The organism is Erythrobacter sp. W302b (assembly GCF_046452395.1).
In the GTDB taxonomy this organism is placed as follows: domain Bacteria; phylum Pseudomonadota; class Alphaproteobacteria; order Sphingomonadales; family Sphingomonadaceae; genus Erythrobacter.
Genome location: NZ_JBKFDH010000001.1, coordinates 501,812 through 525,948, shown reverse-complemented (window position 1 = coordinate 525,948; position 24,137 = coordinate 501,812). Strand labels below are relative to the sequence as shown.

At 63.1% G+C, this 24,137-nt stretch carries 26 protein-coding genes and 1 tRNA gene; 11 read left to right on the top strand and 16 right to left on the bottom strand.

Annotated elements, in window-relative coordinates; all coding sequences use genetic code 11:
• Window positions 1-17 precede the first annotated feature (17 nt).
• The 6 genes from ACLBKT_RS02540 to ACLBKT_RS02515 all read left to right on the top strand — a co-directional run bounded on the left by ACLBKT_RS02540 (window position 18) and on the right by ACLBKT_RS02515 (window position 4,342).
• On the top strand, window positions 18-182 hold the full coding sequence (locus ACLBKT_RS02540; protein WP_410181406.1) for a helix-turn-helix transcriptional regulator: 165 nt from the start codon (window positions 18-20) through the stop codon (window positions 180-182).
• 3 nt (window positions 183-185) lie between these two features.
• Entirely contained in the window at window positions 186-2,264 is a 2,079-nt protein-coding gene (locus ACLBKT_RS02535; RefSeq protein WP_410181405.1) for an AAA family ATPase, read from the top strand.
• A 155-nt stretch (window positions 2,265-2,419) separates the two neighbouring features.
• Window positions 2,420-3,130: a hypothetical protein gene (locus ACLBKT_RS02530; protein ID WP_410181404.1), complete on the top strand. Its 711-nt coding sequence runs from the start codon at window positions 2,420-2,422 to the stop codon at window positions 3,128-3,130.
• 72 nt (window positions 3,131-3,202) lie between these two features.
• On the top strand, window positions 3,203-3,379 hold the full coding sequence (locus ACLBKT_RS02525; RefSeq protein ID WP_410181403.1) for a hypothetical protein: 177 nt from the start codon (window positions 3,203-3,205) through the stop codon (window positions 3,377-3,379).
• Window positions 3,380-3,428: 49 nt separating this feature from the next.
• Entirely contained in the window at window positions 3,429-3,782 is a 354-nt protein-coding gene (locus ACLBKT_RS02520; RefSeq protein WP_410181402.1) for a hypothetical protein, read from the top strand.
• A 5-nt stretch (window positions 3,783-3,787) separates the two neighbouring features.
• Window positions 3,788-4,342 (top strand): hypothetical protein, encoded by a 555-nt coding sequence (locus tag ACLBKT_RS02515; protein ID WP_410181401.1) that lies wholly within the window; start codon window positions 3,788-3,790, stop codon window positions 4,340-4,342.
• An 11-nt stretch (window positions 4,343-4,353) separates the two neighbouring features.
• Here ACLBKT_RS02515 and ACLBKT_RS02510 read toward each other — a convergent pair whose 3' ends face one another.
• On the bottom strand, window positions 4,354-5,046 hold the full coding sequence (locus ACLBKT_RS02510; protein WP_410181400.1) for a hypothetical protein: 693 nt from the start codon (window positions 5,044-5,046) through the stop codon (window positions 4,354-4,356).
• A gap of 57 nt (window positions 5,047-5,103) precedes the next feature.
• Here ACLBKT_RS02510 and ACLBKT_RS02505 point away from each other — a divergent pair, with 57 nt between their 5' ends.
• A complete protein-coding gene (locus ACLBKT_RS02505; protein WP_410181399.1) occupies window positions 5,104-6,189 on the top strand; it encodes a DUF4238 domain-containing protein in 1,086 nt (361 codons plus the stop codon).
• A 68-nt stretch (window positions 6,190-6,257) separates the two neighbouring features.
• Here ACLBKT_RS02505 and ACLBKT_RS02500 read toward each other — a convergent pair.
• Window positions 6,258-6,347, bottom strand: a tRNA-Ser gene (locus tag ACLBKT_RS02500).
• Window positions 6,348-6,526: 179 nt separating this feature from the next.
• Between ACLBKT_RS02500 and hspQ the strand changes: the two genes are divergently transcribed.
• Entirely contained in the window at window positions 6,527-6,907 is a 381-nt protein-coding gene (hspQ, locus tag ACLBKT_RS02495; protein WP_410181398.1) for a heat shock protein HspQ, read from the top strand.
• 24 nt (window positions 6,908-6,931) lie between these two features.
• Here the strand turns inward: hspQ and ACLBKT_RS02490 are convergent, their stop codons facing one another.
• Window positions 6,932-7,780 carry an ABC transporter permease gene (locus ACLBKT_RS02490; RefSeq protein ID WP_410183633.1) on the bottom strand — a complete coding sequence of 283 codons (849 nt, stop codon included), beginning with the start codon at window positions 7,778-7,780 and terminating at the stop codon, window positions 6,932-6,934.
• A gap of 142 nt (window positions 7,781-7,922) precedes the next feature.
• On the opposite strand from ACLBKT_RS02490, the gene ACLBKT_RS02485 reads away from it, so the two are divergent.
• On the top strand, window positions 7,923-8,645 hold the full coding sequence (locus ACLBKT_RS02485) for a GcrA family cell cycle regulator (protein ID WP_410181397.1): 723 nt from the start codon (window positions 7,923-7,925) through the stop codon (window positions 8,643-8,645).
• Window positions 8,646-8,738: 93 nt separating this feature from the next.
• On the top strand, window positions 8,739-9,692 hold the full coding sequence (locus ACLBKT_RS02480) for a YdiY family protein (protein WP_410181396.1): 954 nt from the start codon (window positions 8,739-8,741) through the stop codon (window positions 9,690-9,692).
• Here ACLBKT_RS02480 and ACLBKT_RS02475 read toward each other — a convergent pair.
• The 6 genes from ACLBKT_RS02475 to ACLBKT_RS02450 all read right to left on the bottom strand — a co-directional run bounded on the left by ACLBKT_RS02475 (window position 9,680) and on the right by ACLBKT_RS02450 (window position 15,647).
• Window positions 9,680-10,360, bottom strand: a complete 681-nt coding sequence (locus tag ACLBKT_RS02475) for a spermidine synthase (RefSeq protein WP_410181395.1) — start codon at window positions 10,358-10,360, stop codon at window positions 9,680-9,682. The genes ACLBKT_RS02480 and ACLBKT_RS02475 overlap by 13 nt on opposite strands.
• Before the next feature lie 158 nt (window positions 10,361-10,518).
• Window positions 10,519-12,807, bottom strand: a complete 2,289-nt coding sequence (gene pnp, locus ACLBKT_RS02470; RefSeq protein ID WP_410181394.1) for a polyribonucleotide nucleotidyltransferase — start codon at window positions 12,805-12,807, stop codon at window positions 10,519-10,521.
• A 263-nt stretch (window positions 12,808-13,070) separates the two neighbouring features.
• On the bottom strand, window positions 13,071-13,340 hold the full coding sequence (gene rpsO, locus ACLBKT_RS02465) for a 30S ribosomal protein S15 (RefSeq protein WP_066524809.1): 270 nt from the start codon (window positions 13,338-13,340) through the stop codon (window positions 13,071-13,073).
• Window positions 13,341-13,352: 12 nt separating this feature from the next.
• The gene (truB, locus tag ACLBKT_RS02460; RefSeq protein ID WP_410183632.1) at window positions 13,353-14,297 is read right to left on the bottom strand and encodes a tRNA pseudouridine(55) synthase TruB; all 945 of its coding nucleotides are present in this window, start codon (window positions 14,295-14,297) and stop codon (window positions 13,353-13,355) included.
• 56 nt (window positions 14,298-14,353) lie between these two features.
• Window positions 14,354-15,046: a site-2 protease family protein gene (locus tag ACLBKT_RS02455; RefSeq protein ID WP_410181393.1), complete on the bottom strand. Its 693-nt coding sequence runs from the start codon at window positions 15,044-15,046 to the stop codon at window positions 14,354-14,356.
• A gap of 25 nt (window positions 15,047-15,071) precedes the next feature.
• The gene (locus ACLBKT_RS02450) at window positions 15,072-15,647 is read right to left on the bottom strand and encodes a thymidine kinase (RefSeq protein WP_410181392.1); all 576 of its coding nucleotides are present in this window, start codon (window positions 15,645-15,647) and stop codon (window positions 15,072-15,074) included.
• An 80-nt stretch (window positions 15,648-15,727) separates the two neighbouring features.
• On the opposite strand from ACLBKT_RS02450, the gene ACLBKT_RS02445 reads away from it, so the two are divergent.
• On the top strand, window positions 15,728-16,312 hold the full coding sequence (locus tag ACLBKT_RS02445) for a YceI family protein (protein WP_410181391.1): 585 nt from the start codon (window positions 15,728-15,730) through the stop codon (window positions 16,310-16,312).
• Window positions 16,313-16,393: 81 nt separating this feature from the next.
• Here ACLBKT_RS02445 and rbfA read toward each other — a convergent pair whose 3' ends face one another.
• The 7 genes from rbfA to pspF form a co-directional block, all read right to left on the bottom strand.
• The gene (rbfA, locus tag ACLBKT_RS02440; protein WP_410181390.1) at window positions 16,394-16,816 is read right to left on the bottom strand and encodes a 30S ribosome-binding factor RbfA; all 423 of its coding nucleotides are present in this window, start codon (window positions 16,814-16,816) and stop codon (window positions 16,394-16,396) included.
• The gene (locus ACLBKT_RS02435) at window positions 16,816-17,262 is read right to left on the bottom strand and encodes a PaaI family thioesterase (protein WP_410181389.1); all 447 of its coding nucleotides are present in this window, start codon (window positions 17,260-17,262) and stop codon (window positions 16,816-16,818) included. The genes rbfA and ACLBKT_RS02435 overlap by 1 nt, the downstream gene beginning before the upstream one ends.
• Complete coding sequence (gene infB / locus ACLBKT_RS02430) at window positions 17,259-19,820, bottom strand: translation initiation factor IF-2 (protein WP_410181388.1); 2,562 nt, start codon at window positions 19,818-19,820, stop codon at window positions 17,259-17,261. Before infB ends, ACLBKT_RS02435 begins: the two co-directional genes overlap by 4 nt.
• Before the next feature lie 9 nt (window positions 19,821-19,829).
• Window positions 19,830-20,609, bottom strand: coding sequence for a DUF448 domain-containing protein (locus tag ACLBKT_RS02425; RefSeq protein WP_410181387.1), 780 nt, complete (start codon window positions 20,607-20,609; stop codon window positions 19,830-19,832).
• Window positions 20,590-22,218 carry a transcription termination factor NusA gene (nusA, locus tag ACLBKT_RS02420; protein WP_410183631.1) on the bottom strand — a complete coding sequence of 543 codons (1,629 nt, stop codon included), beginning with the start codon at window positions 22,216-22,218 and terminating at the stop codon, window positions 20,590-20,592. Before nusA ends, ACLBKT_RS02425 begins: the two co-directional genes overlap by 20 nt.
• On the bottom strand, window positions 22,215-22,781 hold the full coding sequence (gene rimP, locus ACLBKT_RS02415; RefSeq protein ID WP_410181386.1) for a ribosome maturation protein RimP: 567 nt from the start codon (window positions 22,779-22,781) through the stop codon (window positions 22,215-22,217). Before rimP ends, nusA begins: the two co-directional genes overlap by 4 nt.
• Window positions 22,782-22,942: 161 nt before the next feature.
• A complete protein-coding gene (gene pspF / locus ACLBKT_RS02410) occupies window positions 22,943-23,998 on the bottom strand; it encodes a phage shock protein operon transcriptional activator (protein ID WP_410181385.1) in 1,056 nt (351 codons plus the stop codon).
• Window positions 23,999-24,137: the final 139 nt, after the last annotated feature.

Sequence of the window (24,137 nt, the reverse complement as noted above, 5' to 3'; positions counted from 1 at the left end):
CCAACAAAGTAATGCGAATGCCCGAACTTACGGGCTACGTCGGCCTTAGCCGGGCGTCGATCTATGCCATGATGGCGCGCGGCGAATTCGTACGTCCGATCAAGCTTGGCGAACGGGCTGTCGGCTGGCGTTCGGCTGATATTGACGCATGGCTTGCCGCGCGTCCGATGGCTGCCGCTTGATCCGTGACAGCCATTTTGCATCCTGTCCCTACAAGGCCGTTCGCGCGCATTCCGTCCGACATGCGGCCGTTCGTCCAATGGGTATGTTGGAAATACGAAGATCGCGGCGGCAAGCGCGCCAAGCTGCCCGTGAACCCGCGCGACGGTTCGCTTGCCAGCGTTTCCGATCCGGCCACATGGGCGACGTTCGACGACGCGTGTACGGCTGCTATTGATTACGACGGCATCGGCTTCGTTTTCACGGCCGACGATCCCTTTGCCGGTATCGACATTGATCCGACAAACGATTCGACAATTCGCGCCCGGCACGACGCCATTTACGCTGCCTTCAACAGCTACACGGAACGTTCACCGTCCGGGCAAGGCGTGCACATAATCGTTCGCGGCACGGTGCCCACAGGCAGGCGGCGAGATTGCGTCGAACTTTACCCGTACGGCCGCTTCTTTACCATGACAGGCGACGTAGTGAACGACGCGCCAATCGTCGAACGGCAGGAATTGCTCTCGCACCTGTGGGACGAAATGGCCCCGCCGACCGCCTCGCCAACGGGCGACGCTAGCACGTTCTACCGGCAAGCTACCGAAGCGGACGACACGATTTACGAGCGCGCTGCCAAGGCGGCGAACGGCGACAAGTTCGTGCGCCTTTGGAACGGCGACGGATCGGCGTTGCCCGGCAGCGACAAATCCGGTTCGGCAATCGACCAAGCCCTTGTGAACTTCCTCGCCTTCTACACGAAAAACCCGGACCAAATCGAACGGCTTTGGCTTCGCAGTCCGCAAGGCCAACGCGACAAGACGCGGAACCGTACGGACTACCGCGCCAGCACGATCCGTCGCGCATTCGACAACGAACAGCCCGTCGCGAATTTCGATGGCATGACGGCGAACGGTTCGCATTGGTTGCCCGGTGTCGGCGTCGTGCCCGCGATCCCGGCCGAACAGCGGTACAAGCCCCTTAACGCGGCCGATCTACGGGCGCTGCCGCCGCTGCGCTGGATCATCAAAGGCGTGCTGCCCGCGCATGGCCTAGCCGTCATGTACGGCCCTAGCGCGTCGGGTAAGTCCTTCCTCGCGATCGACATGGGTTGCGCCGTCGCCGACGCCCCTTCGTGGTTCGGCTACCGCACGAAGCCCGCCAATGTCGTGTATCTCGCGCTTGAAGGGCAAGCCGGTATTCGCAACCGCGTTCTGGCATGGGAAACCAGAAACCGCCGCGAATTGCCGGACGGTTTCCGCGTCATTCTCGAAACATTCAAGCTAACCAACCCGGACGACGTACGGGCGCTTGCCGAAGTCTGCCCGAAAGGCGGCGTCGTGATCGTCGACACGTTCGCACGCGCAGGCGACGACGATCCGAACGACGCGAAACTGCGCGCCGCCAACGTCGCCGGGGCGCTATCGCTGCAATCCATGATCGGCGGCGTCGTCGTGCTTGTCGCCCATACCGGCAAGGATGAAACGCGCGGCATTAGCGGTATGAAAAGTCTGTTCGACGCAGCCGACGCCGTGATTTTCGTTAGCCGGAAAGACACCGGACGCACTTGGAAAGCCGACAAGGTAAAAGACGGCAACGACGAAAAGGAACACGCCTTCACGCTCAATACCGTGTTTCTTGGCGTGGACGACGACGGCGATCCGATAACAAGCTGCACCGTCGAACTCGTCGCCGAAGTGAGTTACGGACCTGCCCACAGGATCGCGGCCGAAACAGCTGCCGACGAACTGTTCATGCGATTGCTGGCAGAATTCACAGCGCAGGGCCGCACAGTGTCCGCGCACCCGGCATCACGCACGCACGCCGCGCTAATGTTCGCGCAAACTGCCGCTGGCAAATCGTTCAAGCGATCCGGCTTCGAAGCGGCAATGCAAAGGCTGTTCGAAACCAAACGCATTCGCGTCGAGCATGTCGGCCCGGCGTCGAAGCGAAAGGAAATCGTCGTAGCGGCGGGCGCGGAAATGCTTTCCGACCCCCCTTCCGACCCATTTCTGACCGCTTCCGACCCCTATGCCGACCCCCATGCCGACCCCGGTGCCGACCCCTTCCGACCCCCAGCCTTCTCACCCCCCAAACCCCCCTAGGGAAAGGCGCGCCCTTGGGGGCGGCTCGCCTTCCCTAACTGTGGGAAGTCGGCGGAATTTGCGTCCGCCAAATCGAACGCATTTCCGCACGTTACAGCGCGAATTCGAACCGAACCTACAACCGAACTTACACTATCATCACGAAAGGAATTCCGATGGCTACCAACGCAGCATCCTTGAACGATATTGGCGGCGACGCTTTAAAGGGCGAACAGTACGTCGCGCCGGACCTTGCCGAAGCCGCCGCAAACGATCCTATCGTATCGAACATGCGCGGCACGCATGACTTTCTACGCAAGGGGTTCGGCGCGATCCAAAACGCACTTGGCACGCAAGACCCGACGCGCACGGCCGAAGCGCACTTTATGGAAGTGAAGAAGAAGGCGGAGCAATGGCTGTCGGACGGCGCGCGCAAAGCCGAAGCGACGCGGACAGCCGCCGAAGCTGCCATTGCGACAATCGAACAAGAGATTGTCGATGAACTCGGCATTGTGGACGGCAAGTACGCATCGGAAATTCGCGCGCACTTCCTGCAAATGGCGAAGAATGATCGCATTAACGCGATCCGCGCGGCAATCGACAAACGGGACGCCGAAACGCTTGGCGCGCTGTTGTCCGGGCCGTCGTTCCTGTCGGGCTTTTCGGACGACGAACAGGCGCTTTTCCGCCGCCTGTATGCGGAGAAATACGCCGCGAAGCCGCTTGCACGTAAGGCGGCTATCGAAAAGTCTGTCGAGATTAACCGGCGCACCTTCGACGAAGCAATTATGGCGGTTTCGGCCATGTTCCCGCACGGCAAGGTCGCCGACATTTCGGATCGTATCGCTAAGGCGCAGGCGGCAAAGGATGGAATCCTAGCCAGCTAGCGCCCGCGTGCCCGTGTCGAACGGGAACCCCGGCACGGGCACGCACCCATTCCCGAAATCAAAGGAACGAACATGGCCGACAATTGGATACCGAACGAACCGGAAACCGGATCGCAACCCACGCCGCAAGTGGCAGCGAACAACATACCGGACGGCGAAAACCCGCCGCTTGGCGTATTGCTCGACAACGCCTTAGCCATTGACGAACGGCTCTATGGGCCGGGGAAAGGGCCGTACAGTGCCCGGTGACGATCCTTGGCCCGCGAACCCTGCCAATCTGCCCGCTGTGGTGCCCCCTGTGGGCATCCAGCCGGTTCCTGGGGGTGCACAGCCCCCGGCGCTCGCACGCGACGCCAGCGGCCGTTTCAAATCGGGGAATATCGGTGGCGGACGGCCCAAGGGCGCGCGTAACCGGCTTACCGAAACTTTCCTCGCAACCGTCGTCGATCACTTTGCCGAACACGGTAAGGCGGCGTTCGACAAATTGGCGACGGACGATCCAGCCGCGTACCTTCGTATAATGGCGTCGTTCGTCCCGCGCGAACAGGCACGCGAGGATTTTGGCGATATGACGGACGAAGAAATCGTCGAAGCCGTAGAGCGCGCCGAACGGCACCGCCGCGTCGCGCGCTTGATCGACGCAGGCGAGTAAGGGCAATGCGGCTAGAACGCTTCAACGATAAAGCGCACGTTATCCTACAGGACATGCTCGATTACGCCGAAGAAAAGGTCGTACGGCTTGGCCTTTGTCAACGCGCCGACGCCGACGAATATCTCGCGCTCGACTATATCAGGACGTGCGCCGAATTCCTCGAACACAGCACGCAATATCTCGAATCCGACGAACGTATCGGCGCGGACTTGTTTCTTGCGAAGCTGGCGAAGGGGCCGCTTAGGGCGCGCTTCGAACGGAACAAACGCATGTGCGCGTTGCAGTTAGCGACGAACACCCGAACGTACTTCCCGGAATATCCGAAGCTGTTGCGGCTCGCCATGTTGCATGTAATCCAGACGGCATCGGACGCGCAGACGGTGCGTTGGAACGGCGTCGTGTTGCTAGCCGCCGCTTCGTTACCGAACGTCCGTACCGACGTTCGGCGCGAACTTCGTAGGCGGGGCATGGATCACGACGTAACGCTTGTCGGCGATGCTACCGTAGCGCGGCGTATCGACAGCCGCGACGGCTTACCGGAATGGCCTCGCCTGCAATGAGTGTGTGAAACTTAGCCCGGCTTAAACTCGGACACCCCGTTCGCTGTCATCCATTGCAAGAACTGATGCCCAAACGGTGTGATTTGCGCCAACGCAGGGTTCGAACCTTCAACCGCCACGACGTACCCTATGTTCACAACGAAATCGGCCCATTGGTTGAAGCTGCGGTCCTTATGGATTGGTTCATTTGCCGGGTTGCTAGCGACTGTCGCATAGTACTTTTCGAATTCGCTAATGGGGGCCGGGCCAGTCACGTTTAAGGACTTCAGCGCAGCTATTTGCGAACCAAACAACAATCGATAGTTCGTCTCATGCATCCGGTTAGCTTCGCTGATCGACCGTGACCTGATTGCCCACGCCAGCTTCACCTCAGCGCCGCCTTGTATGTGTTTATCTAAGTTTGCTTTAAGCTGCGCGTCGAGTGCGTCGTATACCGGGTCGGATGGCGGCGCGATGCTTGTGTCAGTAAGGGCTGGAAGTGACGCCTTCGTCGCGTCGGCGGACTGCTGCGATCCGATTTCAGGCGGATTAAATTCCGCAGTGCCCCCGAACCCACTTACCTGCCGCACCCGCCCAATCATGGCCGTGATTGGCTTTCGAAACGCCCAAGCGATAGCGCCGATGGAGATAGGCCATGCGGCGTTCGAAATTGGATCGAGTACCGTTTTCACACCCTGAAAAACGATTGGCCAATCAACGCTCATATGCCCCCTCGAACCGATAGGATTTCGCCCTATATACCACACAAGCATGAGGTGCGTATGTCGGGGCGGAAACAGCATTTTATTCCACAAAGTCTTTTGCGCGGATTCAGCCGCAAGGGAAAGGGATCGAAACAACAAGTTGTAGCGTACACGTACGATCGCGGCATTTTCACGGCTGCAACCGACGGCGTAGGAGCCGAACGAAACTTCTATTCTGAACTTGACGTCGAAGGAAAAACCCAAACACTCGACGACAAAATCACTGATTTTGAAACGCCTCTTGCGGATGTGCTGGTAGGCCTTCGGGCATTACCACATCGCGCCAGCGCAGAGACGCTGCAAGCCGCGACCTTTGTCACACATTTAACGGTCCGAAACGATCATTTCCGAAAGTCCGTTTCTACTGGCGGCGCTGCCTTGTTCCACAGGTTCCAAAGTTCAATGTCGGACGAACAAACCGCAAAGGCTTTGATGGGCCTTGGGGGAAATAGCCCGTCCGACTTCTTCCGAAACGCGATGAAAAAGCCCATTGCCGATTACGCAGCAATGTTCGCGGCAATGGGACTTAGCGAGGACCAAATTATTGAATGGGCATTCGCGTACGCTAAAGCAAACTTTTCCGAATTTCACAGAGCATTAGTCGTGCCAATGCAGGCGTCGTTTGATAGCTTTTCCGAACCAAAGATACTCGAAATTGCGGCAGATGCGCAACGCCGCGCGCTTGAAACAGGTTTGTCGCCGCAGGCGTGGATTGACCGATTAAGCGAAATGGACTGGCACGTGTTACATAGCGACGTGTCACTCATTTTGCCTGACTGTGTGTCGATCGCTGTCGGTAACTCTGGAACTCCTAGCCCGCTTATGCTCGCAGAACGCGATGAGGTCGAAGCTATCCTATTGCCAATCGCTAGCGACCGATTGTTAGTTGGATCGCGCGAGGATCGCGCCATACCTTTGTTCGACTTGAACGCAGCTTTTGCAGCTTGTTCGTGGGACTTTTTCGTAGGCTTTGATCGCACCAATGAATTTGAGGCGCTTCGCGATAGCATCCGCACTGGCGTCCAGAAGCAGATGGACGATCTTGTATCCGAGGCACTGAACGAATCAGTGCACAAGCAAACCACGAAGAATTCAGGGGTGTAGGCGCGGTTGTTGGTTCGTCGAATTATACGACGAAAAGGCTAAAAAACTCAAATACTTAATGAGATAGTTGGCGGAGAGGGTGGGATTCGAACCCACGTTACCGTCGCCGGTAAACCGCATTTCGAGTGCGGCGCATTCGACCACTCTGCCACCTCTCCGCAAGTCCTGTCGCAGTACTGGAGGCCATCTGGTCGGGACGGCTGGCGACAGGGAGCGCGCCCGTTAGCCCAAGGCGCGGGGCTTGCCAAGACCCGAGGGTGCACAAAATGCGGGCATATCTCGCAGGTGCACAAAGCCACTGCTTGTTTTGCTGGCGCAAAGGTCCATATTATCAGGCATGGAACGTTCAGAGTTCTTCTCGAGCCAGGCCGGGCGCACCATTGTCGCGCCGCGCCAGACCCGTGCCCGCTTCGGCATTGGCGATGTGGTCCGCCACCGCCTGTTCGCCTTTCGCGGTGTGGTGTTCGATATCGATCCGGTCTTCGCCAATTCGGAGGAATGGTACCAGTCGATCCCCGAGGACATCCGTCCCCGGCGCGACCAGCCGTTTTATCACCTGCTCGCGGAGAATGATGATTCGTCCTATGTGGCCTATGTCAGCCAGGGCAATCTGATCGCGGACTCCGATGGCGGGCCAGTCGATCACCCGACCGTGCGGCAGCTGTTCGAGAGATTCAAGGATGGCCGCTACCGGATGCGGCGCTCGCTGACGCATTGATGATCAAGGGTCGATCCCGCCCGCTCAGCTCTTGAGCTTCCAGCCCGATCGCAGCAGCGCATAGACGCCCGCCGCCAGCGCCGCGTTCAGCACCAGCAGGCCCACAGCCGCCGCCGTCAGGACAGTGCCAGGCCCCATGTCGCTCGCCCCGAGGAAGCCATAGCGGAAGCCCGAGATCACGTAGAAGAACGGGTTCAAGCGGCTCACCCACTGGAACACCGCGTCGAGGTTCTCGATCACATAGAACGTGCCCGACAGCAGCGAGAGCGGCGCGATGATGAAGTTGGTGACAGCGGCGTTGTGATCGAACTTCTCGGCCCAGATCGAGGTCGCAAGGCCGAGCGTCGCCAGCATGAGCGATCCCATCAGGCCGAACCATATGACCGCCCACGGGTGTGTCATCGCGAGCGAGACACCGGGCCACAAGGCAATCGCGAAAGCCACCGCAAGCCCCACCGCAATCGCGCGGGTCACAGCCGCCGCGAGGATCCCCGCCATCAACTCACCCGGCGACAGCGGCGGCATCAGCAGATCGATAATCGTGCCCTGCATCTTGCCCGACAGCAGCGAGAAGCTGGAATTGGCAAAGGCGTTCTGCATCATCGCCATCACGATCAGACCCGGCGCAACGAAGCTGGCAAAGGGCACGCCCAGCACTTCGCGCCCCTGGCGGCCCAATGCGACCGTGAAAATCACCAGAAACAGCAGTGTGGTAAAGGCCGGAGCCCAGATCGTCTGCGTCTGGACCTTGAGAAACCGGCGCACCTCCTTCATATAGAGGGCGAAGAGCCCCACGCGATTGACCCCGATGATCACGGGCACGCCGCGCGGGGAAAACCGGATGCTCCCGCCGGTCTTGTCATCAGGCGTCATTTCAGTCACGGGAGCAGCGTCGTGCAAAGGGTTTGCTGAAGGAGCGCGGTCGGCCATGGCGCAGGTGCCTAGGCCGCAAGGGACGCTCTGACAAGCAGCAGTGCTATACGGCAGGCGCCGGACACAGGAACAGGTAGGAATTATGGGCTGGACGGACGAGCGCATCGCAACGCTCAAGAAGATGTGGGAAGGCGGCTCCACCGCGAGCGAGATCGCGGCCGAGCTCGGCGGCGTCAGCCGCAATGCCGTGATCGGCAAGGCGCACCGCCTTGGCCTGAAGGCGCGCCCCTCTCCGGTGAAGGCCAATGACAAGAAGAAGCCGGCCGCTCCGGCGAAGAAGCCCGCTGCAGCGCCCGCGCCGCGCGCGGCTGAACCGCGGGCCGAACCCGCAGAACGCAGCGTTGCCGGCGAAGCGGCTGAGCGCCCTGCGCCGCGCACGCCTGCGCCCTCCCCCCGCGTTGACGTGGCTGCGGATGAAGGTCTGAATGCAGTGCCTTCTCAGCCCGTTCCGGGCCCATCGGCCGATCTGCCCAAGATCGTTTCGGTCGGGCCGGGCGGTTTCCTGCGCCAAGGTCCCGGCGACCAGCAGGCACCGATTCCTCCGGCCCCGCCGCGCCGCCTCGTGCCTGCCAAGCCGAGCCCCGAGATTGCGGGCAAGACCACGCTGCTCGATCTGTCGGACAAGGTGTGCCGCTGGCCGATGGGGCACCCCGGCGAAGCCGATTTCCACTTCTGCGGTCAGCCGGTAAACCCGGGCTTCCCCTATTGCGTCGAACATTGCGGCCGCGCCTATCAGGCGCAGCTGCCGCGCGGCGTGCGTCGCCCCCCGCCGCCACTGCCCTTCGGCGGACCACGCGTTCGGTAAATCATCGCGCATGGCGACGGGCTGCCTGCATCAGGTCTTGCCCTCGCCCTGCCTCGCCTTCTATGGCTGGGAGAGGTCAAAGGGAGCGCTAACATGCACGCCAGAACAGGGTGGCAACTGGTAGCACTTGGCGCCCTCGCGACGGCGCAGGCGGCTCATGCCGAATTGCCCGAACCCGTGCGCGCGATGATTGATGCCGCGATCGCCACCGGCGATGAAACCAAGGTCCGCACCGTTACCGAAATCGCGCGCGCGACCAATCCGGGCGATCAGGAAGAAATCGACGCGATTGTCGCCAACTTCGAGAAGGGTGTCGCCGCGCGCAAAGCGGCCGAGGCCGAGGCAAAAGTGGCGCAAATCCGCGCGGCCGGTCTGCTCGACAACTGGTCTGGCAAGGGCGAGTTTGGCGCGTTCCGCGCCACCGGCAACTCGGACAATACCGGCGTTACCGCGGGCCTGACCTTGGACCGTGAGGGCATCGACTGGCGCCACAAGCTGACAGGCCGGGTCGATTACCAGCGCGCCAATGGCGTGACGACCCGCGAACAATACCTCGGCCGTTACGAGCCCAACTTCAACGTCTCGGACAACTTCTATGTCTATGCGCTTGCCCAATACGAGCGCGACCGGTTTCAGGGCATCGCGGCACGCTATGCCGTGTCAGGCGGCATGGGCTATCAGGCGCTCAAGGCAGATGACATCCAGCTTTCGGTCAAAGCCGGTCCGGCATACCGCGTCACCGAATTCGCCGATGGCCGCAACGAAAGCCGGATCGCCGGGCTGATCGGCCTCGATTTCGACTGGAAAATCACCGAAAAGCTCAAGCTGACCCAGGACACCAATGCCGTGGCCGAAACGGGCGGATCGGCGGTCGCCATCATCGATTCGCGCAACACCACGCTCGATCTGATCACCGGCCTTGATGCCCGGATCAACCGCAGCCTGACCGCGCGCTTTTCCTACGCAGTGGAATATGACAGCAACCCGCCGCCGGGCGCCGTGCAGACCGATACGCTGAGCCGCGTCACGCTGATTTACGACTTCTGAGCAAACCAGATGATGTGGTGTGCGCCCTTGTTGTTGGGGCGTGATCGGACGTTCCACTCGGTCACTTGCAGGCCCGTATCGTACAGCCGCTTGCGGAAGGCGGGGTCGGGCCCTGCCGACCACACCGCGAGTATGCCGCCCGGCTTCAAGGCGTCGCGCGCCTTGGCAAGGCCGGTGCGCGAGTAGATCCGGTTGTTGGCGTCGCGCACAATCCCGTCGGGGCCGTTATCGACATCGAGCAGGATCGCATCGAACTTGTCGCAAGTGCCGTCATTGGCATCGTCGATCAGCGCGGCGACGTCGCAGATCTTGAGGTCGAGACGCGGGTCGGCGAGGCCGTCCCCCGTCAGCTCTGCCATCGGCCCCTTGGCCCAGTCGATGATCGCCTCGCTGATTTCCGCGACCACGATCTGCGCCTTGGGCCCGAGCTTAACGGCCGCCGCGCGGTAGGTGAAGCCCATGCCGTAGCCGCCGATCAGGATGCGGGCCTTGTCCTTGCCGAGCCGTTCAAGCGTGAGGTCGGCGAGCTGCTCCTCGGAAAAGCGCATCCGCGTGCTCATCAGCTCGTTGCGCCCCATCACGATCATGAAGTGGCCGGCATGGGTGTAGAGTTCGAGGGTGACGCCGTCCTCGATCTGGGTGGTGTCGATGAGTTCGCGCTGGAGCATGGTTGGTGCCTTAATGGAAAGGCCGCCCGGAATGAACCGGGCGGCCTTTGTTCTTTTCAACCCGTCATCCCAGCGAAAGCTGGGACCTAGGGCCTCAAAGGACTGCGCTTGCCGCTCAAGGTCCCAGCTTTCGCTGGGATGACGAGAGCGGGCTAAGCTCAGTCCTTCAGGAAGTCGGGCAGGCCCGCAGGTGCGTTGTCGCGCGGACCACGGTCACCGCCGCGATCGCCGCCACGGCCACCACGGTCGCCGCCGCGACCACCCCGGTCGCCCTTCGGCCCACGACGATCACCGCCACGGCCGCCTTCGCGCGGTTCACGCGGTTCGCGGGGCGGACGGGTGTCCTCCAGCTCTTCGCCGGTTTCCTGGTCGACCACGCGCATCGACAGGCGGACCTTGCCGCGCTGGTCGATCTCGAGGACCTTGACCTTCACTTCCATGCCTTCGGAGACGACATCGGTGGGCTTCTCAACCCGCTCGTTGCGCATTTCCGAAACGTGGACGAGGCCGTCCTTGCCGCCCATGAAGTTCACGAAAGCGCCGAAATCGACGATGTTCACGACCTTGCCGTTGTAGATCTTGCCGACTTCGGCTTCCTCGACGATGCCGAGGATCCACTTCTTCGCCGCTTCGATCTCGTCGAGGTTCGAGGACGAAATCTTGATCACGCCTTCATCGTCGATGTCGACCTTGGCGCCGGTTTCGGCGACGATCTCGCGGATCACCTTGCCGCCGGTGCCGATGACGTCACGGATCTTCGACTTGTCGATCTGGATCGTCTCGATGCGCGGTGCGTGCTTGCTGACTTCGGTGCGGGCACCGGTCAGGGCCTTGGCCATCTCGCCGAGGATGTGCTGACGGCCGGCCTTGGCCTGCTCCAGCGCCTTGGCCATGATCTCCTGCGTGATGCCGGCGACCTTGATGTCCATCTGCATCGTGGTGATGCCTTCGGCGGTCCCGGCAACCTTGAAGTCCATGTCGCCGAGGTGGTCTTCATCGCCCAGAATGTCCGAGAGGACGGCGAATTCGTCACCTTCGAGGATCAGGCCCATGGCGATACCCGAAACGGGAGCTTTCACCGGCACACCGGCGTCCATCATCGACAGACAGCCGCCGCACACGGTCGCCATCGAGGACGAGCCGTTCGACTCGGTGATGTCCGACAGAACGCGGATGGTGTAGGGGAAGTCTTCCTTGCTCGGCAGCACGGGGTTCAGCGCGCGCCAAGCGAGCTTGCCGTGACCGACTTCGCGGCGACCCGGCGCGCCGAAGCGGCCCACTTCACCGACCGAATAGGGCGGGAAGTTGTAGTGCAGCATGAAGCTCGAATAGCTGAGGCCTTCGAGCCCGTCGATCATCTGCTCGCTGTCCTTGGTGCCCAAAGTGGTGGTGCAGATCGCCTGAGTCTCGCCGCGGGTGAACAGCGAGGAGCCGTGGGTGCGCGGCAGGAAGCCGACGATGGCTTTGATCGGGCGAACCTGATCGAGCTTGCGGCCGTCGATGCGCTGGCCATCCTTGAGGATCGCGGTGCGCACGATTTCCGCTTCGAGCTTCTTCATCAGCTTGCCAGCGACCATCTGGGTCTGTCCGCCTTCGTCGGCGAACGCCGCCTTGGCCTTGGCCCGGGCTTCGTTCAGCAGGTTCGAACGCTGCGACTTGTCGGTGACCTTGTAGGCCGCCGCGATGTCGCCGCCGATCAGCTCTTTGAGCTTGGCCTTCATGTCGGCGGTGTTGTCGCTGGTGTCGACATCCCACGGATCCTTGGCGGCCTTCTCGGCCAGATCGACGATCGCGCCGATGACCTTGCGGATCTCGTCATGCGCGAACATCACCGCGCCGAGCATTTCGTCCTCGGTCAGTTCCTTGGCTTCGGATTCGACCATCATCACCGCGTTCTGGGTCGCGGCGACCACGAGGTCGAGACGGCCTTCGGAGAGCGCCTTGTCCTGCTTCGGGTTCAGCGTGTATTCGCCATCGACATAGCCGACGCGCGCCGCGCCGATCGGGCCCATGAAGGGCACGCCCGAGATGGTGAGCGCAGCTGATGCCGCGATCATCGCGACGATATCGGCCTCGGTCTCGCCGTCGAACGACAGGACCTGCGCGATCACGTTGATCTCGTTGTAGAAGCCTTCGGGAAAGAGCGGACGGATCGGACGGTCAATCAACCGGCTGGTGAGCGTTTCCTTCTCGGTCGCGCCGCGTTCACGCTTGAAGAAGCCGCCGGGGATACGGCCGGCAGCCGAGAACTTTTCCTGGTAGTGGACGGTGAGCGGGAAGAAGTCCTGCCCTTCCTTCACCGACTTGGCGGCGGTCACGGCGCACAGCACCACGGTTTCGCCATAGGTCGCGAGGACTGCGCCATCGGCCTGACGGGCAATACGCCCGGTTTCCAGAGTGAGGGTCTTTCCGCCCCACTCCAGCGATACGGTTTTCGTGTCGAACATTGGTTTTCCTTCTGACCCGCTCGGCCACATTGCCGGGCGGGGCCTCATGTGCCGGGGAAAGAACCGTCCCGGTCCGGTTAGGGGCGCTTGTGTCAGCCCCGAAGGCGATGCTCGCCGAATTGCGAGCCGCACCCTTTACTTCGTCATCCCGGCGAAGGCCGGGATCCATTACTCCACCTGGCTCTTCGGCCCGATGGATCCCCGCCTTCGCGGGGATGACGCAAAACGTAAACGGCCCGCCAATGGCGGGCCGAACGTTTGCGTCACTTACGCAGACCCAGCTTCTGGATCAGGGCGTTGTAGCGCTCGACATCCTTCTTCTTGAGATAGGCGAGCAGCGTGCGACGCTTGTTCACCATCATCAGCAGGCCGCGACGCGAGTGGTTGTCCTTGTGGTGATCCTTGAAGTGCTCGGTGAGGTTGCGGATGCGCTCGGTGAGGATCGCGACCTGGACTTCCGGGCTGCCGGTGTCCTTGGGATCACGGGCGTTCGAGGCGATAACTTCCTGCTTCTTTTCGGCGGTCACCGACATAACTTTTCTCTCTTACTCAGCGACATCGGGAAGGTTGAACCCGCGCACGACCGTGGCCGTGCCATCCGAAATCTCCATCAGCGCCACCGGGACGGAGCCCAGCTTGGCGAGGTAGAGCCCGGATGAGTGGGGCATGCCAGACAGCACCCGGCCCTGTCGGACCGCCTGCGCGCTTGTCTGGTCGAGGCTTAGGGCCGGGATGTCGTCCAGCCCCGCCTCCAGCGGCAGGAGGAGGTGTTCAAGGCCCCGGCCCTTAGCGCTTTCCTCCATGAAGTCCAGCGAAATCGCCTGTTCCTCACGGAAGGGCCCGGCCTTGATGCGCCTCAGGTAGGTGACATGGCCGCAGGTGCCAAGGGCATGAGCGATATCGCGTGCGAGGGAGCGGATGTAGGTGCCCTTGGAGACGTGGGCGATCAACGTCACCTCACTTAACAAATCGTCACCCTGAACTTGTTTCAGGGTCCATTCCTCATCCCGCGCAGCCGGTGCTTGCGGAGAGATGGATGCTGAAACTAGTTCAGCATGACGAAGGTGGAGTGCGTGGATCACCACCGCCCGCGCCTTCAACTCCACCGCTTCCCCGGCCCGCGCCAGATCATACGCGCGCTGGCCATCGACCTTCAGCGCTGAGTAGGCCGGGGGCACCTGCTCGATCAGCCCCGTGAATCGCCCCAGCACCGCCTCCACATCCGGCAACGTCGGGCGCACGTCGCTGGTCGCAATCACCGCCCCTTCCGTATCGAGCGTGTCAGTCTCCTCGCCAAACGTCAGCGTGAAGGCATAGATCTTGTCGCTATCCAGCATCCGCCCCGCGAGCTTGGTCGCCTCCCCCAGCGCAATCGGCAGCACGCCCTCGGCCAGCGGATCGAGCGTCCCGCCGTGGCCGACCTTGGTCTTGGTATAGCCGTTCTGCCGCAGCACGCGCTTGACTGCGCTCACCCCCTGCGTGCTGCCCATCCCGCGGGGCTTGTCGAGAATCAGCCAGCCCGAGAGCGGCGTGGACGCCCTGCCGCTCACCGCGCGATCCCGCCCGCGATCCAGTTCGCCAAGGCGAAGTAACGCTCCTCCAGCCACATCACTGGGGGCAGGACAGTGTGCTCGACCAGCGTGAATTGCGGAAAGGCCCAGGTCGCCGCGATCAGCACCACCAGCAGCAGCATCCCGATCTGCTGCAATTTCTGCCACTGCGCCGCCATGCTGCGCGGCAGCAGCCCGCCGACGATGTGCGACCCGTCGAAGGGCGGGATGGGCAGCAGATTGAACAGCGCAAGGAAGATGTTGATGAGGATGAAGGTGGTCAGCATCGTGCCCGCGATCCCCGCCGCCATCGTCCCTTGCCCGACCCCGAGCCCCGCCAGCGCGCCGAGCAGCACGGCACCCACCAGCGCGAGCAGCAGGTTGCTTGCCGGGCCGGCCGCTGCGACGGCCATCATCCCATAGCGCGGATTATCAAGCCGAAGCGCGTTGACGGGCACGGGCTTGGCCCAGCCGAACACCGGCCCGCCCATCAGCGCCAGTGCGCCCGGCACCACCAGCGTGCCGACGGGATCGACATGGCGCAGCGGGTTGAGACTGAGGCGGCGCTGCTCGCGCGCGGTGGGATCGCCCAGTTTCAGCGCGGCCAGCCCGTGGGCGACCTCGTGGAAGACGATGGCGATGATGAGACACGGCACAAGGATCGCCGCATAGAGAAGCGTTTCGGTCATGATGTGGTAGATAGGAAGCCCGCGGTCAGCCCGCCAGCGCCTCGGAGAAATGCTTGCGGCACAGCGCAACATAGCGGTCATTCCCGCCGATCTCGGTCTGCTGGCCCTGACGCACCGCCGCGCCGCTTTCATCGACCCTGAGGTTCATCGTCGCCTTGCGCCCGCAGTGACACACGGCCTTGAGCTCCACCAAGGCGTCCGCAATCCCGAGCAACACCGCCGAGCCAGGGAACAGCGCGCCCTGAAAGTCCGTGCGCAATCCATAGCACAGCACCGGTATCCCCGCCTCGTCCGCCAAACGCGCAAGCTGCCACACCTGCTCCGGCGAGAGGAACTGTGCCTCGTCGGCCAGCACGCAATCGAGCGGCTCCACCTTGTGCGCCGCGCCGATCACCGCCCACAGATCGGTTTCGGGCGTGAATTTGTGCGCCTCGCTCTCCAGCCCGATGCGGCTGCGAACCATCCCCGCAGACCGGCTGTCGAGCGCGGCGGTCCAGAGCATGGTGCGCATCCCCCGCTCGCGATAGTTGAAATCGGCCTGCAACAGGTGCGAGGATTTGCCTGCATTCATGCTGGCGTAGTAGAAGTAGAGCTTGGCCATCGTGTCAGGCTAACCATTCGCCGGACGCTGGGCGAGATGGGCGTGAACCTTTTGCCCGGTTGAAGCGTATGGATAACATCATGATCAAGTCCGTCGCCCGCTCCCGGATGTTCTTGTTGCCGCTGTTTGCGGCGTTGGCGCTGGCCAACAGCGCGGGCGTGCCGCAGCGCTACACGCTTGATGCGTCGGCGAGCAATGTCTCGGCCAAGGTGCCGTTCTTCGGCCTCGCCAGCAAGACTGCGCGCTTCCCGCGGATGGAGGGGGCGGTGACAATCGTGCCGGATGCACCGGAAAAGGCGCTGATCGACGTTACCTTCGATGCCACCGCGATCGAGGCGCCCGACAGCGTCACACTCGCCCGCCTGCGGAGCGACAAGTTCTTCTGGGTGGACAAATATCCCACGATCCGATTCCTCGGCCGCTCGCTCAAATTGTCGAGCACGACGCGCGGGACTGTCAGCGGCGAGTTGACGGCCCGCGGCGTCACCCGTCCCGCCACGCTGGCGGTGACCTTCAATGCCGATCCGATCGCGCAGGCGGGCAGACCCGTCAGCTTCACCGGCACCACCACCATCGACCGGCGACAGTTCGGGATGAAAGCCTATCAGCTGATCGTCGGCAACAAGGTGGACATCACGCTGAAAGCGCGGATGGTGCCGCGTTGAGACAACCGTGAGCCCCCGCACAGGTGGGGCGCCTCAGGCGTGTGGCACTTGGCCGCACGAAGTCCCGGCCTGCGCGGCGACTCAGTCGTCTTTGTTGAGATCGTCATCCAGATCATCGCCCAGATCACGGGCGACCTTGGGGTCGCGCAACAGCGCCTCGATCCGGTCGGCCTCGGCAAAGCTTTCGTCCTTGCGGAATTTGAGCTTGGGGGCGAATTTGAGACCCAATCGCTGGGCGACCTCGCGCTGGAGGAAGGCGGTGTTCTGCCGGAGAGCGTGCACGATGTCGTCCTCGCCCGCCCCAAGAAGGGGCTTCACGTAAGCGGTGGCGTTGCGCAGATCGGGGGTCATCCGCACCTCGGTGACCGCAATATGCGCGGCGCGCACGACATCATCATGCACCTCGCCCCGCGCGAGCAGTTCCGAGAGGATATGCCGCACCCGCTCGCCGACCTTGAGGACGCGGACGGACTGTTGCTCGGTGGTGAAAGGCGTCTTGGCCATCAGCGGTCCATCCCCGTGCTGGTCGGCGTCGGGCGTGGGGTCGGCAGCGCGGTCGAGGTCGAGCGGGCGTATACCGCCCCGTCCTCGGCCAGCAATTCGCCTTCGAGGAAAACGACGCGCCGTCCGCCCTTGACCACCCGGCCCTTGCCGATGACTGTCGCGCCTTCTGGAATCAGCCGGATCAGGCTCATCGAAATGTCGAGATTGAGCGGCGCCATTTCGCCCCCAGTGGCCGCGACATAGGCATATCCCATCACGTCATCGAGATAGCCCGCCACCAAGCCCCCCTGCACGCCCCCGCGCCAGGTGGTCATCTCGCGCTTCACGGTGAAACGCATGGTGACGGTCTGGGTCGCCTCATCCCAGCCAACAAATTCCGAGCCGAGCAGCGCCGTGTGCGGCGACTGCCCGGCATCGTCTGGGTAGTGCGTATCCGTCAGGCTCACAGCGTCCGCTCACGCTCCTCGACCGAGAAGACTTCAAGCTGGTCGCCCGGCTTGATGTCGTTGGTGTCTTCGAGCACCACACCGCATTCCAGACCGGTGCGCACTTCGTCGACATCGTCCTTGAAGCGCCGCAGCGACGCGATCTTGGTGGCCGAAATGATGACATCGGCCCGCGTAAGACGGGCGAACAGGCCCTTGCGGATGACCCCTTCTTCGACCAGCAGGCCAGCGGCCTTGTCGCGCTTGCCCGACTTGAACACCTCCTTGACCAGCGCGCGGCCGACCACGTGCTCGATCCGTTCCGGGCCAAGCTCGCCGATCATCTCCTTGGCGATGGCATCGGTGAGGTGGTAGATGACGTCGTAATACATCATCCGCACATTATCGCGCTTCAACAGCTCGCGGGCCTTGGCATTGGGGCGCACGTTAAAGCCGATGATCGGCGCTTTCGAGCCGCCCGCCAGCATCACGTCGCTTTCGGTGATCGCGCCGACGCCGCCGTTGAGCACCCGAACCTTGATGTCGTCGTTCGACAGGTTGTGGAGCGCATTGACGATCGCTTCGACCGACCCCTGCACGTCGGCCTTCACCACCACCGGGAATTCGATGACGTTGGAGGACAGCGTGTTGAACATCGTGTCGAAATTGGTCGGGGCCAGCGCAGTGCGCTTTTCCGTTGCCAATTCCTGACGATACTTCGCGACTTCGCGGGCGCGCTGTTCGTTCTCGACCACGGTGAGGTTGTCGCCCGCCGAGGGCACCCCGCCAAGGCCGAGCACTTCGACCGGCATTGAGGGGCCGGCTTCCTTGAGCTGCTGGCCCTTGTCATCGACAATCGCGCGCACCTTCCCGCTTTGCGTGCCGACCACGAAGGTATCGCCACGCTTCAGCGTGCCGCGCGTCACCAGCACCGTCGCGACCGGGCCGCGGCCCTTGTCGAGCTGAGCTTCGATCACGGTCGCCTCGGCATCGCGGTCAGGCCGCGCCTTGAGTTCGAGCAGTTCGGCCTGAAGCCCGATCGCCTCGATCAGCTGATCAAGCCCCGCGCCGGTCTTGGCCGAAACCTCGACATCCTGCACATCGCCCGACATCGCCTCGACGATCACTTCGTGCTCGAGCAGACGTTCACGGATCTTCTGCGGGTTGAACTCGGGCTTGTCCGACTTGGTGATCGCCACGATCATCGGCACGCCGGCGGCCTTGGTGTGGTTGATCGCCTCGATCGTCTGCGGCATCAGCCCGTCGTCACCCGCGACCACGAGGATCACGATGTCGGTGACATTCGCCCCGCGCATCCGCATCTCGGTGAAAGCGGCGTGGCCGGGGGTATCGAGGAAGGTGATCTTCTGCTTGTCCTTGGTGGTGATCTGGTAGGCGCCGATATGCTGGGTGATGCCCCCCGCCTCGCCCTTCACAACGTCGGTGCCGCGCAGGGCATCGAGCAGGCTGGTCTTGCCGTGGTCGACGTGGCCCATGATCGTGACCACCGGCGGACGCGGACGCAGGGTCTCTTCCGGATCGGTGTCCTCGCTGCTGTCGATGTCGACATCGCTCGCCGAAACACGCTGGATGTTGTGGCCAAACTCCTCGACCAGCAATTCTGCCGTGTCCTGATCGATCGTCTGGTTGACGGTGACCATCATGCCCATGTTGAACAGGGCCTTCACCAGATCCGCACCCTTTTCGGCCATGCGGTTGGCGAGTTCGCTGACGGTGATCGCCTCAGGCACCACCACATCGCGGACCTGCTTCTCGCGGGGCTTGGACGGGCCGCCCTGACCGCGACGTTCCTTTTCACGCGCACGCTTCAATGCGGCGAGGCTGCGCGCGCGGCGGCCTTCGTCCTCGTTCAGCGCACGCGTGACGGTCAGCTTGCCCGAACGACGGTTGTCCTTGCCTTCGTCGATCGGCGCGGCGCGCTTGTCGTCCTTCTTCTTGCTCTTGACCTCGGCGGGCCGCTTGGGCTCGGGGCGCTCGACCGGGGTGAAGCGCCGTGCGGCGGGCACAGCATCGGCCTTGGCGGCCGTTGCTTCGGTGGCGGGCTCTTCGGCAACGACGGGCGCTTCTGCCGGCGCTGACGCAGCTTCGCTGGCAGCCACGTCGGGCGCAGAGGCGACTGCGGTGCGCTGACGCTCGGCCTCTTCTTCGGCCCGGCGGTTTTCTTCTGCGCGGCGACGCTCTTCCTCTTCGGCGCGCTGACGCTCTTCGTCCTCGCGCTTGCGGGCTTCCTCGGCCAACCGCAGCCGTTCTTCCTCGGCTTCGAGCTGGAGGCGCTTCACGCGCTCTTGCGGGGTCTCGCCCGCGGGAGCGGGGCGGGCCGGACGCGGCGGCGGGGCGGCCGGACGAGGCGCTTCTGCCGCGGGAGCGGGCGGTGGCGGAGGCGGCGGCGGCGCAGCCGCTTCGCTGCCGGGCTTGCCGAGCACGCGGCGGCGCTTCACCTCGACCACCACCTTGTTGGTGCGGCCGTGGCTGAAGGTCTGCTTGACCTCGCCCGCATCCACCGAACGCTTAAGGCCCAGAGGTTTGCGGATGCGCTGGTTGTCGTTGTCGTCGCTCATTATCGCTCGTCAGTCCTTCACGTATTCATCAATATGCGCCGTCCCGCCCTGAGGCTGGTCAGCGTGGCCGGAGGTGTCCCGGCCCGTTTCGTTCGTCGCGCTCGCCCGATCATCCCCGACGTAGTGCACCAGCCGGGAAACCGCCTGCAGCACGCGGCTTGCGGCGCGCATGTCGCCGGGATGGCCGGCGACGCCCAGGTGGACTACGTTGTCGCGGCCCAATGCCACAGACAGCGCGGTGCGGTCCAGAGGCAAGGTCTGCCCGCGCAGGCCGGAGCCTTCGGCATCGGTGCCGACGCGCCACGCCTGATCGAGCTTGCGCCGCCCGTCCTCGCTGCTGTCGGCAGCGTGAAGCAGAACGGCAATCCGTCCGCTGCGCGCCTGCTCTTCGATCCGGGCCGAACCCATCACGATATTGCCGCTGCGAAGTTCAAGCCCGAGCCGGTCGCACAATTGGCGCACCAGCGCGGCTTCAACCATGGCGGGCAAATCGTCAGGAACGGTGAGAGGCGCGCCCTTGAACGCGCGCATCAATGCCTTCTTGAGATGGCCCTCTGCCAGCGCTGTTTCAAGCGCAGCGCGGGTCACTCCGATCCACGCACCGCGTCCGGGTGCTTTCGCCCCTGCATCGGGAAGCACCAGTCCGTCGGGCGAAATAGCCAGACGCAACAGATCGTCCCGTGCCGAGATGTCCCCGGTAAGGATACAGCGCCGCTCGCTCCCCGCCTTCACGGGGAGCGCCGGCTCAGCGATGTCGGACGTCAGGCGCTCATTGGGTGGAGTCCGCATGGGCGGCCTCCTCGGAAGGTTCGTCTTCGAACCAGTGCGCACGCGCGGCCATGATGATCTCGTTGCCCTGCTCTTCCGAGAGGCCATATTCGCCCAGCACGCCGCCCTTGTCGGTTTCGCGCTGCGGACGACGCTGCGGCGGGCCGTCGGTGTTGTTCCGGCGGCGCGGCGCTTCGCGCTTCTTGGCGATCAGCTCGTCGGTGGCGAGATCGGCGAGATCGTCGAGGGTCTTGATCCCCGCCTTGCCGAGCGTGACCAGCATCGCTTCGGTGAGGTGCGGGATTTCGGCGAGGGCATCCTCGACGCCCAGACCACGGCGCACTTCGCGGTGCGCGGCTTCCTGACGCTCGAGCGCTTCGAGGGCACGGCTCTGGAGTTCCTCGGCGAGTTCCTCGTCGAAGCCTTCGATGCTCGCGAGTTCGGCGAGATCGACATAGGCCACTTCCTCGAGCTCGGCAAAGCCTTCGGCGACCAGCAGCTGCGAAAGGGTTTCGTCGACGTCGAGCTCTTCCTCGAACATCTTGGACCGCTCGGCGAATTCCTTGGAACGCTTCTCGGAAGCCTCTTCCTCGGTCATGATATCGATCTGGTGGCCGGTGAGCTGGCTCGCCAGCCGCACGTTCTGGCCGCGGCGGCCGATGGCCAGCGACAGCTGATCGTCGGGAACCACCACTTCGATGCGGCCATCATCCTCGTCGAGCACGACGCGGCTGACCGTGGCGGGCTGGAGCGCGTTGACCACGAAGGTCGCGGTGTCTTCGCTCCACGGGATGATGTCGATCTTCTCGCCCTGGAGTTCCTGCACCACCGCCTGCACGCGGCTGCCCTTCATGCCGACGCAGGCGCCGACCGGGTCGATCGAGGAATCGCGGCTGATCACGCCGATCTTGGCGCGGCTGCCCGGGTCGCGGGCGGCGGCCTTGATCTCGATGATGTTGTCGTAGATTTCGGGCACTTCCTGCGCGAACAGCTTCTTCATGAAGTCCGGGTGCGCACGGCTGAGGAAGATCTGCGGCCCGCGGTTGTTGCGTTCCACCTTGGTGATGAGCGCACGCACCCGCTCGCCGGTACGAGCGGCTTCGCGGGGGATCTGCTGATCGCGGCGGATGACGCCTTCAGCACGGCCGAGGTTGACGATCACGTGCCCGAATTCGACCGACTTGATCACGCCGGTGATGACTTCGCCCTGACGGTCCTTAAACTCTTCATACTGACGCTCGCGCTCGGCATCGCGGACCTTCTGGAAGATCACCTGCTTGGCCGACTGTGCGTCGATGCGGCCGAGATCGACCGGGGGCAGCGGATCGACGATGAAGTCGCCGACCTTGGCGCCGGGCTGAAGCTTTTCGGCTTGCTTGAGATCGACCTGCTTGAAGTAGTCCTCGACCTCCTCGACCACCTCGACCACGCGCCACAGCGTCAGATCGCCGGTCAGCGGATCGAGCTTCGCGCGAATGTCGTTTTCCGCGCCGTAGCGGTTGCGCGCGGATTTCTGGATCGCTTCTTCCATCGCCTCGATCACGATGGACTTGTCGATCATCTTTTCCGAAGCGACCGCGTTGGCAATCGCAAGCAGTTCAGCCTTGTTGGCGGAAATGGCACTCATCAGTCGTCTGCCTTCTCTGTATCTTCTTCGATGAGTTCGTCGGCCCCGCTGGTGTCCAGCGGGCGGGTGGCGGCGATCAGCGCGTCGGTGAGGACGAGCTTGGCCGTGTGAACCTGATCAAGCGGCAGGCGGACATCGCCCGCCTTCACTTCCGCGACGAGGATCATACCATCCTCAAGCCCGCCGAGCACGCCTTTGTTGACACGCTGACCATCATAGCTCTTGCCCATGACGATCCGCACCTCGTGCCCAGCCCAATTGGCGAAGTCTTTCTCGCGGGTGAGCGGACGGTCAATCCCGGGCGAACTGACTTCGAGGTGGTAGGCCCCTTCGATCAGCACTTGGCCCGCTTCTTCCGCCGCATCGATCACGTCCGAAACCCGGCGCGACAGCTCGGCGCACTGATCGATGACAAGTTGCCCCGTCTCAGGATCTTCGGCCATGATCTGCAAGGCCATTCCGCCATCACCGGCTTCGGACGGCAGCATCGCGACGCGCACCAGTTCGAAACCCAGGGCGGTCGCCTCGGGTTCGATCAACTGGGTCAGACGCGCGATATCGGCCATTGATGCTCCATACGACTCGGCATTGCAGAAACGGCGTGTGGGGCCGGCCCCCGGAGGCGCCAGCATCCAAACCTTGTCTCGACAATGCCGGGATTGGCGGTGCAACTAATCGCTGAGACCCGATTTGGCAAGAGCGAACCGCGCCGGCGTGGTGCCCGGTCTCAGTCCTGCCCCTCCATCAGGGAATGCTTGCGAATGCAATGGCGCAGTTGATCATAGGTGAGGCCAAGCGCGCGGGCAGTCTGGCGCTGGTTCCAGCGATGTTTCCCCAAGGCATGGGCCAGAATCGCCCGCTCATGCGCGTCGACCGCGGCACGCAGATCTTCAATGCTGTCGAAACTGGGCGCGGTGCCCGCCACCGGCGCAGCGCCGGACGCCGCGCTGGCAGCGCCCGCTCCTGAAGCTTGCGTGTGGCTGCGCCGGTGTTCGGGAGGACGCGGGCGCCACGGGCTCTCGAAGGGGTCAAACTGGACGTGCGCGATCGGCATATCGGGGCCCGCCCAGCGATAGACCGCGCGTTCGACCACGTTGCGCAGCTCGCGGACATTGCCCGGCCAGGGATGATCCTCAAGCGCATCCATCACGTGCGGGGCGAACCCCGGCCAGCGCTCCCAGTCGAGCTCGGCGGCCATGCGCCGCCCGAAATATTCGGCGAGCACCCCGATATCGCCCTCGCGCACCCTGAGGGGCGGCAAGGTGATGACTTCGAAACTGAGCCGGTCGAGCAGATCCGCGCGGAACTCGCCGCTCGCGGCTAAGGCGGGAAGATCATCATTGGTCGCCGCCACGATCCGCACGTCGACCCGGACCGGGCGCGAGGCTCCGATGCGTGTGATCTCGCCATATTCCACCGCGCGCAGCAAGCGCTCCTGCGCCCCCATCGACAGAGTGCCGAGTTCATCAAGGAACAACGTCCCGCGATCCGCCTCCTCGAACCGACCCACGCGGGTCTTTGTCGCGCCGGTAAAGGCGCCGGCTTCATGGCCGAACAGCTCCGCCTCGATCAGCGTCTCGGGAAGCGCGGCGCAGTTCATCGTCACCAGCGGCTCGTCCCAGCGGCTCGACAGACGGTGAAGGCGTTCGGCGATCAGTTCTTTACCCGTACCGCGCTCACCGATCACCAATACGGGACGGTTCATCGCAGCGGCGCGGCTGGCGCGTTCGACCGCGTCGAGAAAGGCCCCTGACTGGCCGATGAATTGGCTTTCGAGCTTCACATCCAAACTATAGTGAAAAACACCAATGCTTGGCAATACAGACCAACGCTTCCACAGCGCTACTCTCCAAAAACCCCGCAATTCCGCCATTTTCGCGGTTTGGCACGGCGGTTGCAGAATACCGGGCAAGACCACGCAT

What these genes read in the sequence shown, in the direction of transcription:
- ACLBKT_RS02480 (WP_410181396.1), top strand. Translation starts at nt 8,739, where the DNA reads ATGCACGCCAGAACAGGGTGGCAACTGGTAGCACTTGGCGCCCTCGCG.
- pnp (WP_410181394.1), bottom strand. Translation starts at nt 12,807, where the DNA reads ATGTTCGACACGAAAACCGTATCGCTGGAGTGGGGCGGAAAGACCCTC.
- ACLBKT_RS02475 (WP_410181395.1), bottom strand. Translation starts at nt 10,360, where the DNA reads ATGCTCCAGCGCGAACTCATCGACACCACCCAGATCGAGGACGGCGTC.
- ACLBKT_RS02455 (WP_410181393.1), bottom strand. Translation starts at nt 15,046, where the DNA reads ATGACCGAAACGCTTCTCTATGCGGCGATCCTTGTGCCGTGTCTCATC.
- ACLBKT_RS02530 (WP_410181404.1), top strand. Translation starts at nt 2,420, where the DNA reads ATGGCTACCAACGCAGCATCCTTGAACGATATTGGCGGCGACGCTTTA.
- rbfA (WP_410181390.1), bottom strand. Translation starts at nt 16,816, where the DNA reads ATGGCCAAGACGCCTTTCACCACCGAGCAACAGTCCGTCCGCGTCCTC.
- hspQ (WP_410181398.1), top strand. Translation starts at nt 6,527, where the DNA reads ATGGAACGTTCAGAGTTCTTCTCGAGCCAGGCCGGGCGCACCATTGTC.
- ACLBKT_RS02510 (WP_410181400.1), bottom strand. Translation starts at nt 5,046, where the DNA reads ATGAGCGTTGATTGGCCAATCGTTTTTCAGGGTGTGAAAACGGTACTC.
- ACLBKT_RS02490 (WP_410183633.1), bottom strand. Translation starts at nt 7,780, where the DNA reads ATGACGCCTGATGACAAGACCGGCGGGAGCATCCGGTTTTCCCCGCGC.
- truB (WP_410183632.1), bottom strand. Translation starts at nt 14,297, where the DNA reads ATGGGCAGCACGCAGGGGGTGAGCGCAGTCAAGCGCGTGCTGCGGCAG.
- ACLBKT_RS02525 (WP_410181403.1), top strand. Translation starts at nt 3,203, where the DNA reads ATGGCCGACAATTGGATACCGAACGAACCGGAAACCGGATCGCAACCC.
- ACLBKT_RS02515 (WP_410181401.1), top strand. Translation starts at nt 3,788, where the DNA reads ATGCGGCTAGAACGCTTCAACGATAAAGCGCACGTTATCCTACAGGAC.
- ACLBKT_RS02485 (WP_410181397.1), top strand. Translation starts at nt 7,923, where the DNA reads ATGGGCTGGACGGACGAGCGCATCGCAACGCTCAAGAAGATGTGGGAA.
- ACLBKT_RS02445 (WP_410181391.1), top strand. Translation starts at nt 15,728, where the DNA reads ATGATCAAGTCCGTCGCCCGCTCCCGGATGTTCTTGTTGCCGCTGTTT.
- rimP (WP_410181386.1), bottom strand. Translation starts at nt 22,781, where the DNA reads ATGGCCGATATCGCGCGTCTGACCCAGTTGATCGAACCCGAGGCGACC.
- infB (WP_410181388.1), bottom strand. Translation starts at nt 19,820, where the DNA reads ATGAGCGACGACAACGACAACCAGCGCATCCGCAAACCTCTGGGCCTT.
- rpsO (WP_066524809.1), bottom strand. Translation starts at nt 13,340, where the DNA reads ATGTCGGTGACCGCCGAAAAGAAGCAGGAAGTTATCGCCTCGAACGCC.
- ACLBKT_RS02505 (WP_410181399.1), top strand. Translation starts at nt 5,104, where the DNA reads ATGTCGGGGCGGAAACAGCATTTTATTCCACAAAGTCTTTTGCGCGGA.
- ACLBKT_RS02540 (WP_410181406.1), top strand. Translation starts at nt 18, where the DNA reads ATGCCCGAACTTACGGGCTACGTCGGCCTTAGCCGGGCGTCGATCTAT.
- ACLBKT_RS02425 (WP_410181387.1), bottom strand. Translation starts at nt 20,609, where the DNA reads ATGCGGACTCCACCCAATGAGCGCCTGACGTCCGACATCGCTGAGCCG.
- ACLBKT_RS02450 (WP_410181392.1), bottom strand. Translation starts at nt 15,647, where the DNA reads ATGGCCAAGCTCTACTTCTACTACGCCAGCATGAATGCAGGCAAATCC.